11 protein-coding genes are annotated in these 18728 nt (G+C 41.8%); 8 read left to right on the top strand and 3 right to left on the bottom strand.

What is annotated here, in order from left to right:
* Positions 1 to 13: 13 nt before the first annotated feature.
* The 4 genes from MORIYA_RS09840 (at position 14) to tadA (ending at position 4940) form a co-directional block, all read left to right on the top strand.
* Complete coding sequence (locus MORIYA_RS09840) at positions 14 to 1702, top strand: NAD-dependent malic enzyme (protein WP_112714782.1); 1689 nt, start codon at positions 14 to 16, stop codon at positions 1700 to 1702.
* A gap of 241 nt (positions 1703 to 1943) precedes the next feature.
* The gene (locus MORIYA_RS09835) at positions 1944 to 3134 is read left to right on the top strand and encodes a glycine C-acetyltransferase (protein ID WP_112714780.1); all 1191 of its coding nucleotides are present in this window, start codon (positions 1944 to 1946) and stop codon (positions 3132 to 3134) included.
* Positions 3135 to 3229: 95 nt separating this feature from the next.
* Positions 3230 to 4255 carry an L-threonine 3-dehydrogenase gene (gene tdh, locus MORIYA_RS09830; protein WP_112714778.1) on the top strand — a complete coding sequence of 342 codons (1026 nt, stop codon included), beginning with the start codon at positions 3230 to 3232 and terminating at the stop codon, positions 4253 to 4255.
* Positions 4256 to 4379: 124 nt separating this feature from the next.
* Positions 4380 to 4940, top strand: coding sequence for a tRNA adenosine(34) deaminase TadA (gene tadA / locus MORIYA_RS09825; RefSeq protein ID WP_112714776.1), 561 nt, complete (start codon positions 4380 to 4382; stop codon positions 4938 to 4940).
* A 287-nt stretch (positions 4941 to 5227) separates the two neighbouring features.
* Here tadA and mltF read toward each other — a convergent pair whose 3' ends face one another.
* Positions 5228 to 6688 carry a membrane-bound lytic murein transglycosylase MltF gene (gene mltF / locus MORIYA_RS09820; RefSeq protein ID WP_112714774.1) on the bottom strand — a complete coding sequence of 487 codons (1461 nt, stop codon included), beginning with the start codon at positions 6686 to 6688 and terminating at the stop codon, positions 5228 to 5230.
* Positions 6689 to 6965: 277 nt separating this feature from the next.
* Here mltF and purL point away from each other — a divergent pair, with 277 nt between their 5' ends.
* Positions 6966 to 10859 carry a phosphoribosylformylglycinamidine synthase gene (gene purL / locus MORIYA_RS09815; protein ID WP_112714772.1) on the top strand — a complete coding sequence of 1298 codons (3894 nt, stop codon included), beginning with the start codon at positions 6966 to 6968 and terminating at the stop codon, positions 10857 to 10859.
* 196 nt (positions 10860 to 11055) lie between these two features.
* The gene (locus MORIYA_RS09810) at positions 11056 to 11943 is read left to right on the top strand and encodes a chemotaxis protein (RefSeq protein WP_112714770.1); all 888 of its coding nucleotides are present in this window, start codon (positions 11056 to 11058) and stop codon (positions 11941 to 11943) included.
* Positions 11944 to 12045: 102 nt separating this feature from the next.
* Here MORIYA_RS09810 and arcA read toward each other — a convergent pair whose 3' ends face one another.
* Entirely contained in the window at positions 12046 to 12762 is a 717-nt protein-coding gene (gene arcA / locus MORIYA_RS09805; RefSeq protein WP_112714768.1) for a two-component system response regulator ArcA, read from the bottom strand.
* 819 nt (positions 12763 to 13581) lie between these two features.
* On the opposite strand from arcA, the gene MORIYA_RS09800 reads away from it, so the two are divergent.
* The gene (locus MORIYA_RS09800) at positions 13582 to 14061 is read left to right on the top strand and encodes a putative 4-hydroxy-4-methyl-2-oxoglutarate aldolase (RefSeq protein WP_112714766.1); all 480 of its coding nucleotides are present in this window, start codon (positions 13582 to 13584) and stop codon (positions 14059 to 14061) included.
* Between the two features lie 148 nt (positions 14062 to 14209).
* On the opposite strand, the gene aceK is transcribed toward MORIYA_RS09800, so the two are convergent.
* Positions 14210 to 15934, bottom strand: a complete 1725-nt coding sequence (gene aceK, locus MORIYA_RS09795) for a bifunctional isocitrate dehydrogenase kinase/phosphatase (protein WP_112714764.1) — start codon at positions 15932 to 15934, stop codon at positions 14210 to 14212.
* Positions 15935 to 16266: 332 nt separating this feature from the next.
* Here aceK and thrA point away from each other — a divergent pair, with 332 nt between their 5' ends.
* Positions 16267 to 18726: a bifunctional aspartate kinase/homoserine dehydrogenase I gene (gene thrA / locus MORIYA_RS09790; RefSeq protein WP_112714762.1), complete on the top strand. Its 2460-nt coding sequence runs from the start codon at positions 16267 to 16269 to the stop codon at positions 18724 to 18726.
* The last annotated feature ends 2 nt before the right edge of the window (positions 18727 to 18728 follow it).

Raw genomic sequence — 18728 nt, 5'->3', positions numbered from 1 at the left:
ATATGAGATATCAATGAGCACAACAAGTCGTCCTCTGTATTTACCCTACGCTGGCTCTGCATTATTAGAAACCCCTTTATTAAATAAAGGCAGTGGTTTTAGTACTATAGAGCGTCAAAGTTTTAACCTTACGGGATTAATCCCGCCGATGGTTGAATCTATCCAAGAACAATCGGAACGTGCATATAAGCAATTTTCTGGCTTTGAAAGTGCGATGGATAAACACGTTTATTTACGCAATATCCAAGATACCAATGAAACATTATTTTACCGTTTAGTTGAGAATCATCTTGAAGAGATGATGCCAATTATTTATACCCCTACGGTTGGTGCAGCTTGTCAGCAATTCTCGGATATTTACCGCCGTGCTCGCGGTCTATTTATCTCTTACCCTGAGCGTGAAAACATGGATGATATTTTACATAATGTAAATAAACAGAATGTTAAAGTGATCGTAGTAACGGATGGTGAGCGTATTCTTGGTTTGGGTGATCAAGGTATCGGCGGCATGGGTATCCCAATTGGTAAACTATCACTCTATACTTCGTGTGGTGGTATTAGCCCAGCAAACTGTTTACCTATCGTGCTCGATGTGGGCACCAATAACGAAAAACGTCTGCAGGATCCGATGTACATGGGCTGGCGTAGCCCGCGTATTGACCAAGATAAATATGATGAATTTTTAGAGCTGTTTATTGATGCAATAAAACGTCGTTGGCCAAATGTATTATTGCAGTTTGAAGATTTTGCACAACAAAATGCAATGCCATTATTACAACGTTACAAAGATGAAATTTGTTGTTTCAATGATGATATTCAAGGTACAGCTGCGGTGACGCTGGGTAGCTTGATGGCGGCCTGTCGCGCTGCAAAAACTAAAATTAGTGAGCAAAAAGTTGCGTTCTTAGGTGCGGGCTCTGCGGGTTGTGGTATTGCCGAACAGATCGTAGCGCAAATGAAGTCAGAAGGTCTATCTGATGACCAAGCGCGTGAGCGTGTATTTATGGTTGACCGTTTTGGTGTGTTAACAGACAAAATGCCAAACTTACTCGATTTCCAACAGAAATTAGTACAACATCAGGGACTGCGAGACGAGTGGAAAATTGATAGCGATGTGATCTCACTACTTGACGTGATGATACATGCTAAACCATCGATTCTAATTGGTGTATCTGGGCAGCCGGGTCTGTTTACTGAACAAGTCATTAAAACCATGGCGGCAAATACTGAGCGTCCGATTATATTCCCGTTAAGTAACCCTACATCACGAGTTGAAGCGACACCACAAGATCTTATCCGCTGGACAGAAGGTCGTGCATTAGTCGCTACTGGTAGTCCGTTCCCACCGGTAAGTTATGGTGATGAATTGATCACTATTGCACAATGTAACAATAGCTACATTTTTCCCGGTATTGGTTTAGGTGTGCTGGCTGCAGAAGCGACGCGTGTAACAAATGCAATGTTAATGGCGGCCAGTCGTGCATTAGCGGATTGTTCACCATTAGGTCGTGATGGTGAAGGTCCACTATTACCACCATTAACGGACATTCATTCGGTCAGTAAAGAGATTGCTTTTTGGGTAGCTAAAACAGCACAATTGCAAGGTGTTGCTCTGCAGACATCTGATGAAGCGATCCGTAACAAGATTGAAAAGAACTTCTGGTTACCAGAGTATCGTGAATATAAGCGTGTCGCTAACTAGTTAATACCACTAAATATGTAATGCATACAGATTTTCTCTCCTGTCGTTAAAAAAAACCAGCTACTTTAGCTGGTTTTTTTTATCAACGTTATTGGTGATATGTTGCAATAAGTAGTGCTACGTAACAACTTGGCAAAAAATACTTGCGTATTTTCCATATATTTCTGGCTTGATCCGCTATGTTTAGTAAAATGCGTGGCGTTTCACTATCAAATCGACATTAACCTTAGGAGTTGGCCAGATGACCACATCATTTTATTCGCAAATTCAATCTCAGCTAGAACAAACTAAAGCTGATGGCCTTTATAAAAACGAGCGCGTGATTACTTCAGCCCAAAATGCCAACATTCAAGTGGCAGGTAATGAAGTTGTTAACTTCTGTGCGAACAACTATTTAGGTTTGGCTAACCATGCTGATTTAATTGCGGCGGCACAATCAGGTTTAGATAGTCACGGTTTCGGTATGGCGTCAGTACGCTTTATCTGTGGTACCCAGGACAAACATAAAGAATTAGAAAGCAAGATCAGTACTTTCCTTGGTATGGAAGATACTATCTTGTATACGTCTTGCTTTGATGCAAACACGGGTTTATTTGAGACGTTATTAAGTGCAGAAGATGCCATTATCTCAGATGAACTAAACCACGCATCAATTATTGATGGTGTACGTTTATGTAAAGCAAAACGCTTCCGTTACAAAAATAACAACATGGCATCACTAGAAGAACAGCTGATTGCGGCCGATGCTGCAGGTGTTCGCCACAAGTTGATCGCAACGGATGGTGTATTTTCAATGGACGGCGTGATCGCTAACCTAAAAGGCGTTTGTGATCTTGCAGACAAATATAACGCACTGGTGATGGTTGATGATTCACATGCGGTTGGTTTTGTTGGTGAAGGCGGTCGTGGTACCCCTGAACATTGCGGCGTTATGGATCGTGTGGATATTATCACCGGTACATTAGGTAAAGCATTAGGCGGCGCGTCAGGCGGTTACACATCAGCTAAAAAAGAAGTAGTTGATTGGTTACGTCAGCGTTCACGTCCATACTTATTCTCCAACTCGGTTGCCCCTGCGATTGTGGCTGCATCAATTCGTGTTATCGACATGATGGAAGAAAGCCATGAATTACGTGCCAAAGTTAAATCTAACGCTGAACATTTCCGCCGTGGAATGAGCGCAGCTGGTTTTACACTGGCAGGTGCTGACCACGCAATTGTACCGGTAATGATTGGTGATGCGGCACTGGCTGCTGAAATGTCAGAGCGTTTATTAGTGGAAGGAATTTATGTTATCGGTTTCTCTTTTCCAGTGGTTCCACATGGTAAAGCACGTATCCGTACGCAAATGTCAGCAGCGCACAGCGTAGAACAAATTGATATTGCCATTGCCGCATTTACCCGTATCGGTAAAGATCTTGGCATCATCTAAATAGACAATTAATTAAGCTTCGAAGTACCTAGTACCTACTATCGAGAGTCTAAGTATTGAAGCTTAATATCATCGAGACAAGTGGATTTAAGAAAATGAAAGCACTAGCAAAATTAAAACCTGAACCAGGTATTTGGATGACAGACGTGGAAAAGCCAACGCTTGGCCACAATGACCTGTTAATTAAGATCCGTAAAACCGCGATCTGTGGTACCGATATCCATATTTATAACTGGGATGAATGGTCACAAAAAACCATTCCAGTACCTATGGTTGTTGGTCACGAGTATGTGGGTGAAGTTGTTGGTATTGGCCAGGAAGTTCGTGGTTTCACATTAGGTGATCGCGTTTCTGGTGAAGGTCACATTACCTGTGGTCACTGTCGTAACTGTCGTGCCGGCCGTACCCATTTATGTCGTAATACGATTGGTGTTGGTGTTAACCGTGAAGGCGCATTTGCTGAATACTTAGTTATTCCGGCATTTAATGCATTCAAACTACCCGATGATATTTCTGATGACATGGCGGCTATTTTTGATCCGTTTGGTAACGCAGTACACACTGCGTTATCATTTGATGTGGTTGGTGAAGATGTATTAATCACCGGTGCTGGTCCAATCGGCATCATGGCTGCGGCAGTATGTAAGCACGTTGGTGCACGTAATGTTGTGATCACTGATGTGAATGAATACCGTCTTGATCTTGCGCGTAAAATGGGAGTTACTCGTGCGGTGAACGTCACCAAAGAGTCACTGAAAGACGTGATGGACGAGCTTAAAATGACTGAAGGCTTCGATGTTGGCCTTGAAATGTCAGGTGTGCCATCTGCATTTCGCGATATGCTAGACAAGATGAACCATGGCGGTAAAATTGCTATGTTGGGTATCCCTCCAAATGACATGAGCATCGAATGGGGCAATGTTATCTTTAAAGGTTTAGTCATTAAAGGTATTTACGGTCGTGAAATGTTTGAAACTTGGTACAAAATGGCTGCATTAATTCAGTCAGGCTTAGACCTAACGCCTATCATCACGCACCACTTCCCAATTGATCAATTCCAAGAAGGTTTTGATATTATGCGTTCAGGCATGTCAGGTAAAGTTATCCTCGACTGGACATAATATAACGTTAATCTCCTAGATTAATGCTGAAAGGGTAAGCCGGAGAGAATCGGGCTTACCCTTTTTTTGTTGCTGTTTAATTTATGCTATTATCGTCATAAATTACACTGCATTGTAGATAGTCATGACCGAAGACATTACCGAAGGCATTAGTGAAGATAGAAGCCCTTTATCTGATTTAGCCCTAACGCCTGAACAACTACACGTTGACGAACACTGGATGCAACATGCGATCATATTAGCAGGCAAGGCCGAAGCGATTGATGAAGTTCCTGTTGGTGCTGTGATTGTGCTGGATGATCAAATCATTGGTGAAGGCTGGAATCAGTCGATTCATTTGCACGATGCGACCGCGCATGCTGAAATTATGGCATTACGTGAAGCGGGTAAAACCGTTGAGAATTATCGACTTATTGATGCCACTCTCTATGTAACTTTAGAACCTTGCCCTATGTGTGCAGGTGCCATGGTGCATAGTCGTGTAAAGCGTTTAGTGTATGGGGCAGTCGATTTAAAAACGGGTGCGGCGGGGTCGGTATTCAATCTGGTTGAGCACGTGCAATTGAATCATCAAATAGAAGTACGTTCAGGGGTTTTTGCTAGTGAGACTGGCGCATTATTGAGTCAGTTTTTTAAAAGACGCCGTAAAGAGAAAAAAGCCCTGAAGTTGTTACTGAAAGGTTAATCTAATAAATCAGGTAAGTCGGCAAATTCATTTTGTAAAAAGAATGAGCGCTGGCGGTGAAGCAGTGAACGATTTATTCTTGAGCGCGCTATTAGGCGTCTTGGTGTTTTAAGCTTTAATTTTGATCTTTTCTTTAGCATCTTGTGATCCTTAATATTCTAGTCCTAGTCCTAGGCGTTATCTTATCGTTATGGTTATAAACATACAGTAATATAAATAAGATGCACATGAAACTTTTATGTCAGTTTTATGCGTATATTGTGACAGCGAATAGATGTTATTTAAATTCAGCGGTCACCAGCCACCAGCCGTAGCTCTGTTCTTGTCGATAACTTAAAGCCCACATCACGTGCAACTTGTTCGGACAGGTTTATTTGTTCGTCAAACCAACGCAAGCTATCGTAATACTTACGAATATTACTGACATACTTGATCGCCTCATTGCCCCTAGCGTAACCAAAACGGGTATATTGATGCCATTTACGTTGTTGCAATAACGGAATGATGTCTTTGACTTCAGTCCAGCTATTTTCATTGCCACCGAGTTTTGCGGTGATTTTTCGCGCATCAATTAAATGACTGTAACCTATATTATAGGCGGCTAATGCAAACCAAGGTTTTTCGTGCTCAGAAATAGTATCCGGCAGGCGATTAATCAGTTTGGCTAAATAGGCTGAACCAGCCCGTACACTCTGCTCGGCATCAATACGTGAGGTCACGCCAAATTCTCTGGCAGTGGGCCAAGTTAGCATCATCATGCCACGTACCCCAGTCGGTGACTTTGCCTTGGGATTCCAATGCGATTCTTGGTAACTCACCGCAGCCAGCAAGCGCCAATCTAATTGTCCGGCATATTGACGAAATAAAGCTTCGTATTTGGGCAGTTGAGAATCAACACGGCGTAAGAAAGTACGGGTATCGACAAAGTCAAAGGTATCAATGTGGCCAAAATACTTTTCTTGTAATTGCTCCATCTTACCAGATACTTGCTGCAAGGTGAAAAAGGCTAGTACTGCATTGGCTAATGAATCATCATCGTTTTTATCCATAAGCCAAACGATATCAAGTTCATTATCCAGTATAAAGGCTTTATTTAAGTGTGGGTAATAATATTGGTGCTGAGATAATGAGGTATCATCGGCGATCGCGAGTTTGATGTTACCTGCTTCTAAATTACTGAATAAGATCTCTTCGTCAGGAAACGTTTTATAAGTAATGTTGAGTTCGGGGTGCTTACGTTGCAGTTTTTGCACGTACTCTTCATGACTGGAACTTTTTACTACGTAGATAGGATCGACAATCTGCTGCAGATTACGCGGTCTTAGGCTGCCTTTACGATAAATGAGTAATTGTTTTACCTCATAATAACTTGGTCCCATACGATATTCAGTTAAGCGTTTTTTGGTGCGTGTTAAGCCTGCCGCGGATAACGCAAAAGGTTTATCTTTGGTCGAGTTTGCTTCTAACATAGTTTTTAGTGAATGGTAGGGGTGGATAATTAACTCGACACCCAGATAATCGCTGAATTGTTTTAACAATTCGTATTCAAGCCCAGCAGGTTTATTGCCTTCAATATAGTAGTTAGCAGGACCATAAATGGTTTTCACATGCAGTTCTTTTGCAGCTTTGATCTTTTCTAATTGGGTTCTGCTATCTTGTTCTTGCATGCAGCCGGAAACAACCAGGCTTAAAATAATGATCAAGCCGAGTTTAAAAAAGAGTTGTAAGCGTGCTAAAAATGTCTGCAAATCATAACCTTTAATATAAAAATGTGAATATCTATATGAGTTCTATCTTTATAGCGTTTTCATTGCCATTACACAATACTCAATTACTATTAACTGTATAAAAAAACAGTGATGATGTATGTGTAAAATAAGAATGTGATCAATATTATTAACGATGTTATTGGCTAGGGGGTTAAAAAATTAATGAGTAAATTAACGTAACGCTATCGTTATTGTAATTATTTGCATATAATAATCGGGATTTTTCCCCAGTAACCCTTTTAGTGAGAAAAAGTTAATGCATATAATGCGAGGGGCGCCAGCGCTTTCTGAGTTTCGTACTAATAAATTAGTTGAACGTTGTAATGATGTAGGATTATCGGATATAACAATTTACGCGGAGTACATTCATTTTGCTGATGTAACAGAGCCGCTCAGTGACAATGAACGGAGCGTCCTGGAAAAATTGTTGACCTACGGGCCAAGAATTGCAGAACATGCTCCCGAAGGAACTCTCCTTCTCGTCACTCCTCGTCCCGGCACTATTTCTCCTTGGTCTTCTAAATCTACCGATATCGCAATCAACTGCGGCCTTTCTAAAATAAAACGTCTTGAACGAGGCATCGCTTACTACATCTCTTCATCTACACCACTAACACCAAGCCAACTGCAAACTACAGCAAGCCTTATGCACGACCGTATGATGGAAGTTGTATTTGATAACTTAGATGCGGCGGAACAGTTATTTGTGCAAGCACAAGCGCGCCCATTAAAGTCTGTTGATATCTTAGCGGGTGGCCGTGAGGCACTTGTTGATGCGAATGTTAAATTAGGTTTAGCACTGGCTGAAGATGAAATCGATTATTTGATTGCCAGCTTTACGCAATTAAAGCGTAATCCAAATGACATCGAATTAATGATGTTTGCTCAGGCAAACTCAGAGCATTGTCGTCATAAGATTTTTAATGCTGACTGGACCATTGATGGTCAAAAGCAAGAAAAATCATTATTCCAGATGATCAAGAACACCTTTGCACAAACCGGTGATCATGTTTTATCTGCATATAAAGACAATGCTTCGGTGATGGAAGGTTCAAAAGCCGGCCGTTTCTTCCCTGATCCACACACGCAGCAGTATGAATATCACCAAGAAGATATTCAAATTCTGATGAAAGTTGAGACCCACAATCACCCAACAGCAATATCTCCTTGGCCTGGTGCCGCGACAGGTTCTGGTGGTGAAATTCGTGATGAAGGCGCAACGGGTCGAGGTTCGAAACCAAAAGCTGGTTTAGTTGGTTTTAGCGTATCTAACTTACGTATTCCAGGATTTGAACAGCCGTGGGAAACCGACTTTGGTAAGCCGGGTCGTATCGTTAGTGCATTAGACATTATGCTAGAAGGCCCACTAGGTGGCGCTGCATTTAATAACGAATTTGGTCGTCCTAACTTATTAGGCTATTTCCGTACTTATGAAGCTGAAGTTAACAGCCATAATGGTGTGGAAGTACGTGGTTACCACAAGCCAATTATGCTGGCTGGTGGTCTGGGTAATATCCGTGACCAACATATTAAAAAAGGAGATATCCCAGTAGGCGCGAAACTTATCGCTCTGGGTGGACCAGCCATGAATATTGGTTTAGGTGGCAGTGCTGCTTCATCAATGGATTCAGGTCAATCACACGAAGATTTAGATTTTGCTTCGGTACAACGTGAAAATCCAGAAATGGAACGTCGTTGTCAGGAAGTGATCGACCGTTGCTGGCAGCTTGGTGACGACAATCCAATTGTTTTTATTCACGATGTGGGCGCGGGTGGTTTATCAAACGCATTCCCTGAACTTGTGCATGACGGTGGTCGTGGCGCCAAATTCGAATTACGTGATATCAATAACGATGAACCAGGCATGTCACCGCTTGAAATCTGGTGTAATGAATCACAAGAACGTTACGTCATGGCTGTGGCACCTGAAAACCTTGCCACATTCGAAGCGATTTGTAAGCGTGAACGCACCCCATTCTCTGTGGTTGGCGTGGCGACCGAAGCGTTGCATTTGACGGTGACGGATTCGTTATTAGACGAAACGCCGATTGATATGCCAATGGAAGTATTATTAGGTAAAGCACCTAAGATGCATCGTGAAGCAACAACGCTGGTAACCGAAGGTGAAGCATTAGACTTTACTGGTGTAACGGTTAAAGATGCTGCAGAGCGGCTATTACGTTTACCTGCGATTGCTGAGAAGACGTTCTTGATCACTATTGGTGACCGCTCGGTAACGGGTTTAGTTGCACGTGACCAAATGGTTGGTCCTTGGCAAGTGCCAGTAGCCGATTGCGCAGTAACCGCAGCAAGTTTTGATACTTACGCTGGTGAAGCAATGGCCATTGGTGAACGTACGCCATTAGCATTGTTAAACTTCCCTGCATCAAGCCGTATGGCGGTTGCAGAAGCATTAACCAATATTGCGGCGACTGAAATTGGTGATTTAACCCGTATTAACTTGTCTGCTAACTGGATGTCTGCAGCGGGTCACCCGGGTGAAGATGCGGGTTTATATGCGGCTGTTAAAGCGGTAGGTGAAGAACTTTGCCCTGAATTGAACCTGACTATTCCAGTGGGTAAAGATTCAATGTCAATGAAGACGCGCTGGGAAGATAACGGTGAAAACAAAGAAGTTACGTCACCATTATCACTGATTATTACTGCATTCGGCCGTGTGACTGATATACGTAAAACAGTCACCCCGCAGCTACGCACTGACAAAGGCGCAACTGACCTTATTCTTATCGATTTAGGTAATGGCCAGAATCGTCTAGGCGCTTCATCATTAGCACAAGTATACAAGCAGCTGGGTCAACATACACCCGATGTGGATAGTGCTGAGCAGCTGAAAGGCTTCTTCGATGCGATGCAAGTATTAGTGAAAGAGCAATCATTACTGGCTTACCATGACCGTAGTGACGGTGGTTTATTCTCGACAGTAACAGAGATGGCATTTGCTGGTCACTGTGGTGTTGATGTTGAACTTGATATGCTAGGTACTGATGATCTTGCGGCACTGTACTCAGAAGAGTTAGGTGCGGTGATCCAAGTGTCTTCAGCAATGAAGGAACAAGTACTAACAACACTAGCAGGCCACGGTCTCGCTGCATGTTGTCATGTGATTGGTTCAACCAATGAAGATGATATGATTCGTTTCACCCGTAACGGTGAAATCGTATTAGCTGAATCGCGTACTTATTACCGTGCGATGTGGGCTGAAACAACGCTGAAAATGCAAGCACTGCGTGACAACCCAAGTTGTGCTCAAGAAGAATTCGATCTTAAACTTGATGTGAAAGACCCTGGTCTAAATGTTAACTTAAGCTTTGATGTGAACCACGATATTGCGGCACCTTACATAGCAACAGGCGTACAACCAAAAATGGCTATCTTACGTGAGCAGGGTGTAAACTCGCAAACGGAAATGGCTGCGGCATTTGATCGTGCAGGTTTTGCTGCTCAAGATATTCACATGAGTGATATTCTTGCCGGCCGCGTTAACCTAGCAGACTTCGCAGGCTTGGTTGCTTGTGGTGGTTTCTCTTACGGCGACGTACTGGGTGCAGGTGAAGGTTGGGCTAAATCAATCTTGTTTAACCCCCAAGCACGCGATCAGTTTGCGGCTTTCTTCGAACGTGAAGACAGTTTCTCACTGGGTGTATGTAATGGTTGTCAGATGTTATCTAACTTGGGTGAGCTTATCCCAGGTTCAGAATTATGGCCACGTTTCGTGACCAACCAATCGGAACGTTTTGAAGCACGTTTTAGCTTGGTTGAAGTACCTAAAAATCCGTCATTATTTTTAAGTAACATGGCTGGTTCAAGAATGCCTATCGCTGTATCTCACGGTGAAGGTCGCATTGAATTACGCGATGATGCGCATCTGCGAGCACTACAAAACAGTGGCACAGTGACACTTAACTTCGTTGATAACTATGGTCAACCTACGACGCAATATCCATCAAACCCAAATGGTTCCCCATTAGGTATTACGGGTTTAACAACCACGGATGGCCGCGTAACTATCATGATGCCACATCCGGAACGTGTATTCCGCAGTGTGAGCAATTCATGGCATCCAGAAGAGTGGGGCGAAGATAGCCCGTGGATGCGTATGTTCCGCAATGCGCGTGTGAATTTAGGTTAATCTTATCTAAGTTATATTGTCAATAATTAAGACCGCATTTATTGCGGTCTTTTTTTGTAAATCACTACTTTCTACTAAATAAGTATAGGCATCATGTCCTAGTCACTATTTTTATTACATAAAATAGTATAAATAATTAACTATGCTATAGTCGGAGGTCAAAGGTAAATGTATTAATTAATAAGTAGGAAGGGTAATGAGTCAGTCACAAGGTTTATTATTATTTAAGTTGAATCTCCAGCAAAAATTTGCCATAGGCACGTTGAAAGTACAGGAGATCGTACCCTCCCCCCGCCTTTATTCTATACCGGGTTCTCACCCTATGGTGATGGGTGCAGCGACACTGCGAGGTCGGACTATTCCTATTATTGATATGGCGAATGCTGTTGGTTATCGCCCTGTCAGTAAAGAAGAATATGACTCGTGTAATATTATTATCACCGATTGTAGCCGTCAGGTTGTCGGTTTTTTGGTACGTCATATTGATAAGATCATGCATTGCAGTTGGAAAGATATCTCGGCGCCAGATCCATCACTCGGTTGTAATATATATACCATAGGGGTGATGAAGCTTGATGATCAATTAGTGCAATTGATGGATGTGGAACGCTTGTTAGCGGACATTTATCCAAATTATGATGTGGAGTTACCCCAGTTTAGTGAGCTTGAACTTGAACAACTGCGCACTAAAGAAATTTTGGTGGTGGATGATTCAATGGTCGCGCGTAATCAACTTGCTGGTGCACTCGATGCAGCAGGTATTCATTATCAAGTGTCAAATAATGGTCAAGATGCATTAGCCATAATGCAGTCGGCAGTCGAATCTGGTAAGCCAATCGATGTGTTGGTCAGTGATATCGAAATGCCAGGCTTAGACGGCTATGAAGTTGCATTTGAAGTGCGTAGTACACCGAATGTATCTGCGACTTACATCATTCTGCATACTTCGTTATCGAGTGCTATTAGCACTGAACGTGCACAGCAAATCGGTGCCGATGAAGCGTTAACTAAATTTGATGCCAGTGAGTTATTGCAAGCCATTCTACGTGGCGTAAAAGGGCGAGATAAGCTTAGTCAGATTTAATAAGCAAGAATGCTAGGCACAAAAAAAGCGCTAATTATTAGCGCTTTTTTTATAATTTGCTACACAGTAAAGCGCAGCGAATTATATGTGAATGAAGCTAACTTAGCTTAATTCACCACAAAAACGGTAACCTTCACCGTGGATTGTCGCGATGATCTCTGGCGTATCAGCAATGCTTTCAAAATGCTTACGGATACGACGAATAGTTACATCGACAGTACGATCGTGTGGTTTCAGTTCACGGCCTGTCATTTTTTTCAATAACATTGCACGCGTTTGAATTTTACCTGGGTTCTCTACAAAGTGTAGCATTGCACGGAATTCACTACGTGGTAGTTTGAACGAATCATTCAGCGGACTAATTAAAGAACGGCTGTTGATATTCAGACGCCAGCCATTGAATTCATATTCTTCAATGATTGCTTTTTCTTCGTCTGCTACTGGGGTTTTCGTAAAAGTACGGCCTAGTAGGTTACGCGCACGAATCGTTAATTCACGTGGGTTAAATGGTTTGGTAATGTAATCGTCAGCACCAATTTCGAGACCTAAAATCTTGTCAACTTCATTGTCGCGACCAGTTAAAAACATCAGGGCTAGATTATGTTTTTCACGTAGTTCACGTGCTAACAGTAAGCCATTTTTACCTGGAAGATTAATATCCATGATTACCAGGCTGATAGGGTTATTGGTAATGATCTCATACATTTCATCGCCGTTACTTGCTTCATGTACTGAATAACCTTCAGCTTCGAAGATGCTTTTGAGAGTATTACGTGTAACGAGTTCATCTTCTACGATAAGAATGTTTGGGGTTTGCATAAACGTACCTAGTTCCGCGTTGGATCAAATAGAGCCCAGCTTATTGATATTGACGATTAATTCGCATATCAATTAATGCAGGAGTAAGAGTAATACATCCATGAAATATAAGACTATTTACCTAAAACAGCGGGCTGCAGTAGGATATATAGTATTACGGCTTCCTTAACTGTAGGATTATATGTTATTAACAGCAGTATAACAACCTAATGTAATTATGTTACGTAATAACTCAACATGATTTGATATTTATCAAATAACTCTAATTAGTTATATTTTATATTTAAGCATGATTACTAGACTAAATTTAATTAAAATAGTGGTTTTGTTATATATTTTAGTGTATTTAAAATATATAAATCAATTTGTTACAAATATTTTTTGAAATTCACACATGGCTTTAAACGTACATACGTTGGGCTTAATGGCGTGTAAATTACGCCGTAAGCCCTGCTGATATATACTAAAAATATTTTCACCAATAGTATTATTTGCTACTTCAGCCCGCATTTAGCGGTGTTAGTGGGTTTATAGTGCTTACTCTTCATGTTTATTTATCTGGATGTGGTGTGATATTATTTATTGATAGTGACTTATTTTGATGAATCGTGATGTTGATGACTAAAGAATAGTTTTATTCTTTAAAATGTAATCAAATTACAATTTGGTAAGTTTTATTGATTAATTCTTGTCTATGTATATATTTTGTTAATTAATTATAGATTGGAATAATTGATCTGCGCTAATATGTGGGTAGTTTTATTAACGAATTGCTATGGGATTGTCAGCAATAAAGAATAACGATGCTAAGGATGGACTATGTTAGACCTATTACCCGATCTGTGTGATCACCATTTCGATCAATTATCCGTGATGGAGCCTATTTTTCAAAGTTATGGTAACGCGACTATTTTTAGTGGCCAAGCGGTCACGGTTAAATGTTTTGAAGATAACTCACTGGTGAAAGAACTTGCCGGCACGCCAGGTGAAGGACGTATTTTGGTTATTGATGGCGGCGGGTCGATACGGCGTGCACTGCTTGGCGATATGATTGCCGAAAATGCGGTGAACAATGGCTGGGCTGGTTTTGTCATTTATGGCGCTATTCGAGATGTTGCAACCATTAATACCCTGAACCTAGGTGTTAAAGCGATAACGGCCTGTCCAGTCAAAACTGAAAAACGTGGTTTAGGTGACGTAGGTATCGACTTGCATTTTGCTGGCGTGAGTATTGCTGACGGTGATTATATCTATGCCGATTTAAATGGGGTTGTCGTAGCGAAAGAACCCTTGCTGTAACAGCGCATGATTAGCGTTAGCAGTGATTAGGTATTTTTATGAAGGGAAGAGTAGATAATGAGGTTAATGGATAATTAACCTCATTATGTTTGTATTCAGTTATCTTCTGCTAACTGTTGTTGCTTTAGCTCGGTGTTTCGGTCAAAGATTATGTGTTCCGGTTAAAACGTCGAGCTCGGCGATAAGGAAATACATCATTGTAGTTACCGCGATTAATATTGTCTTGCAGTCCTTTCCAGTAATCAGCATCAAGCAGATCTGAATGGTATTTTTTAAACAACTTGTTAATTTCAGGTCGAGATAATAAGAAAGTCTCAAACTCCTCCGGAAAAACATCGTTGGGTGCGACAGCAAACCAAGGTTCAGCCAGCATGATGTCCTCAGGGTAGCGTGGCGGTGGAATGTAGCGGAAGTTAACTTCATGCATATATGAGATCTCATCATAATCGTAAAATATCACCCGATGATGACGGGTCACGCCAAAGTTTTTAAATAACATATCACCAGGGAAAATGTTTGCGGCAGCAAGTTGCTTGATCGCATTGCCGTATTCATCAATGGCGTTATCCAATTCTTCTTCATTTGCTTGTTCGAGATAGATGTTTAATGGGATCATTTTACGCTCAATGTACAGATGTTTGATCACCACTTTACTGTTAGTCAGTTTTATAATTGACGGCGCAACGGCCAATAACTCATCTAGGAGTTCTTGACTGAAACGATCTTTTGGAAAGGCAAAGTTCTTAAATTGCTGGGTATCTGCCATACGACCGACTCGATCATGGGATTTCACGATCTGATACTTAGCTTTTACTGTGGCATGATCGATTTGTTTCGGTGGTGCAAACTCATCTTTAATGATCTTAAATACCACATCATAAGAAGGCAGGGTAAATACGCTCATCACCATGCCTTTAATACCTGGGGCAATAATGAATTTATCGTCAGAGTTATCTAGGTGCGCTATATAGTGGCGAAACAGTTCGGTTTTTGCGTGTTTTTGACAACCGATAGCAGAGTAGATCTCAAAGTTGGTTTTATGCGGGAGCATGGGTTTTAGAAACTGCACGATAGCACCAGGCTCAGGGGCATAAACAAAGAAATAAGCACGGGCAAAACCAAACAGAATACTGGTTTCTTCTTTTTCAAAAATAACCGTATCTAAATAGATCTCGTTTTCTTCGTTATTCAAAATCGGAAATACCAGTGGATACATTTGTCCATCTGCAAAGATCTTACCCATCAGGTATGCGCCCTTGTTACGATAGAATACCTCGTTGAGCATGTGCACTTCGATATGCTTGGCATCGGTAAGTTGTTTAGGCGCATGCTGGTTCAGGTAATCCACTACATTAGCAAGGTCCCGGTCCAAGTTCTCCCAACGTGCGGTAAAGGTATAACCACTAATGATCTTGCGTAAGATCACCGAGAAATCACTACCGCGGCTATAACGGCGATAAAAATTATTTGGGAAGGTGGGATCTCGCACGCGATTGGCATTGGTGATGAAGAGTTGATCTTTGTATATATTGGTATGTTTAAAGACACGGCGATAAACCGAATTAAAGAAACTCTCGGCTATTTCAAAATTGGGGTAATGTTGTAATAGTGCCTCGTACTCACGCTTAATGCCTTGCAGAAATACTTGGTCGGCTTCGGCCTCTGCGGCAAGCGCCTGCATTTGCTGGGCGGTTTTACCGACGTGGTCATCATAGAGGCTGATACGTTGTTTTGCGGCGATTTGCACACCGTGCCAATCGGCGTTCTCAAAGCGTAACTTTGCACCACGGGTGACTTCTAAAAAACGGCTGTAAAAAGCATCAAATGATGCTAATAATGACCCGGCTATTTGCGCTTCTAAAATTTTTTCCATACCACCAATCCTTGGACTTAAGACATATCTAAATATCGCAAACTTTTAATATTACTTTAACATATTTACCTCCTTTTATCGATATCGAGTAAAACAACTAAATCTATTTTAAACTTGATTCGGCTCTCATTTTTTGCTATTGCTATAGGTATTGAAATTATTAACAGATTGATTAAATATTATGATGACTTATTGCTTAGCGTTCATTACCACCACCATTATTAACACTGTGATTATAACGGTGGGATGACACGCAGGGCTAAGACAGACATAATAAAAGAGCCCGTTACCGATTTAGGAACGGGCTTTTTTGTATCAACAAGGAGCAAAGGATGCGAGTTTTAAAATTTGGTGGTACATCGTTAGCGAATGCTGAACGATTTGCCTGTGCGGCAGATATCTCTGTGAGTAAGATTGAACAGTCACAGGTAGCATTGGTGTTATCTGCGCCAGCAAAAGTGACCAACAATTTGGTTGCCGCGGTGCAACAAACGGTTCGTGGCCTTGACGCCGAGTCTTCACTGGAAGAAATCGACGGTATTTTTAAAGCACTTGTTGCCGGCTTAAAAGCACAATACGTTAATTTTAATGCGGAGTTAGCCTTAACACAGCTGGAAACATCGTTAGCGACATTAAGAGAATACTTATATGGCGTTAAATTATTATCGCAATGCCCAGAAAACATTGAAGCAAAGATTTTATGTATCGGTGAAAAACTGAGTATTGTGTGCATGGAGCAACTGTTATTAGCGCGTGGTTTTAAAGTTGAAGTGATTGTTCCGCAAGACAAACTAGTCGGAAAGGGCAGTGTATTAGAAGCCACTGTGGATATTGAGGCTTCTCGTGCTCGTTTCGAACAAGATCCAATTAAAGCTGATCATATTTATTTAATGCCGGGCTTCACTGCGGGTGACGAACAAGGCAACACGGTGGTGCTTGGTCGTAATGGTTCTGATTATTCTGCAGCGGTATTAGCGGCGTGTCTGTATGCTGAATGCTGTGAGATATGGACAGACGTAGATGGTGTTTACGCCTGTGATCCGCGTTTAGTAAAAGATGCCAAATTACTTAAAACATTAAGTTACCCAGAAGCGATGGAACTGTCGTATTTTGGCGCCAAAGTATTACACCCAAAAACCATTGCCCCGATAGCTCAGCACCATATTCCTTGTCTGATTAAGAATACCAATAACCCGGAAGGTGAAGGCACCTTGATCGGTGGCTTAGTATCGAAAACTCAGGCCGAAGTTAAATCATTATCAGAGCTAAGTGGCATGACCATGATTAACGTGTCTGGCCCGGGAATGAAAGGTATGGTGGGCATGGCTGGTCGTATTTTCGAGACCGTATCACGCGCTGGTGTATCAATTGTCCTTATCACCCAATCATCATCAGAATACAGCGTGAGTTTCTGTATCCACAGCTATGATGCAGGTAAAGCCAAACTGGCATTGAATAACGAATTTACTTTAGAGATAAGTAACCAATTACTCGAGCCTATCGAAATGCGTCATGGCTTAGCGATTGTGTCGCTGGTGGGCGATGGCATGCGTAAAGCCAACGGTATTGCTGCGCGTTTCTTTACGGCATTAGCACAAGCATCGGTCAATCTTGTAGCTATTGCCCAAGGTTCATCAGAACGTTCTATTTCTGCGGTTATTGATGAAAGCAAAGCCAATGACGCGATTAAAGCGTCACATAATATTTTCTTTGGTAAACAACAATACATCGATCTATTCTTATTAGGCTGTGGTGGTGTGGGCGCGGCATTAGTCGAACAAATTAAACGTCAAAAAGAATTTTTAGCAGAACGTCATATTGTGATCCGAGTGTGCGGTATCGCTAACAGTCGCCAAATGTTACTCGACTCAGAAGGGTTATCATTAACCCATTGGGCTGACGATCTTGCTGCCAGTGATATTGAATTTTCATTAGCCACACTAGAAGATTTGGTTAAACACAGTCACATCATTAATCCTGTGATTGTTGATTGTACCAGTAATGAGAATCTTGCCAGTCAGTATGTGGACTTTCTTGGCCGTGGTTTCCACGTCGTTGCGGCAAATAAAAAAGCCAATACTATGAGCATGGATTATTACCACGAACTGCGTTCAACGGCATTAAAAACCCGTCGTCGTTTCTTATACGATACTAATGTGGGTGCCGGTCTGCCGGTGATTGAAAATCTACAGAATCTATTAAGCGCGGGTGATGAACTGGTACGCTTCAACGGTATTTTGTCGGGTTCTATGTCATATATCTTTGGTAAATTAGAGGAAGGTATGAGCTTCTCACAAGCAACAGTGCAAGCGCGTGAAAATGGCTTTACGGAACCCGATCCACGTGAAGATCTAAGCGGCATGGATATCGCGCGTAAACTGTTAATTATTGCACGTGAAGCGGGCATGGTGTTAACCTTAGACCAAGTTGAAGTTGAAGCGGCAATACCAGCTGATTTTGATGCAACAGGGACCAATGACGAGTTCATGGCTAACCTGCCAAAAGTCGATGCGTACTTTGCAGATCTGCAAGCCACGGCTGCTGCAGAGGGGAAAGTATTACGTTATATCGGCCAGATTGAAGACGGTAAATGTAAAGTATCGATTGCGGCAGTACCAGAATCTGATCCCTTGAATAAAGTTAAAGATGGCGAGAATGCATTGGCATTTTATAGCCGTTATTATCAGCCAATCCCAATGGTATTACGTGGTTATGGCGCTGGTTCAGAAGTGACTGCTGCAGGTGTATTTGCTGATGTATTACGTACCCTTAACTGGAAGCTGGAGGTTTAATG

The organism is Moritella yayanosii (assembly GCF_900465055.1).
In the GTDB taxonomy this organism is placed as follows: Bacteria; Pseudomonadota; Gammaproteobacteria; order Enterobacterales; family Moritellaceae; genus Moritella; species Moritella yayanosii.
This window is presented reverse-complemented; position numbering and strand designations above follow the sequence as displayed.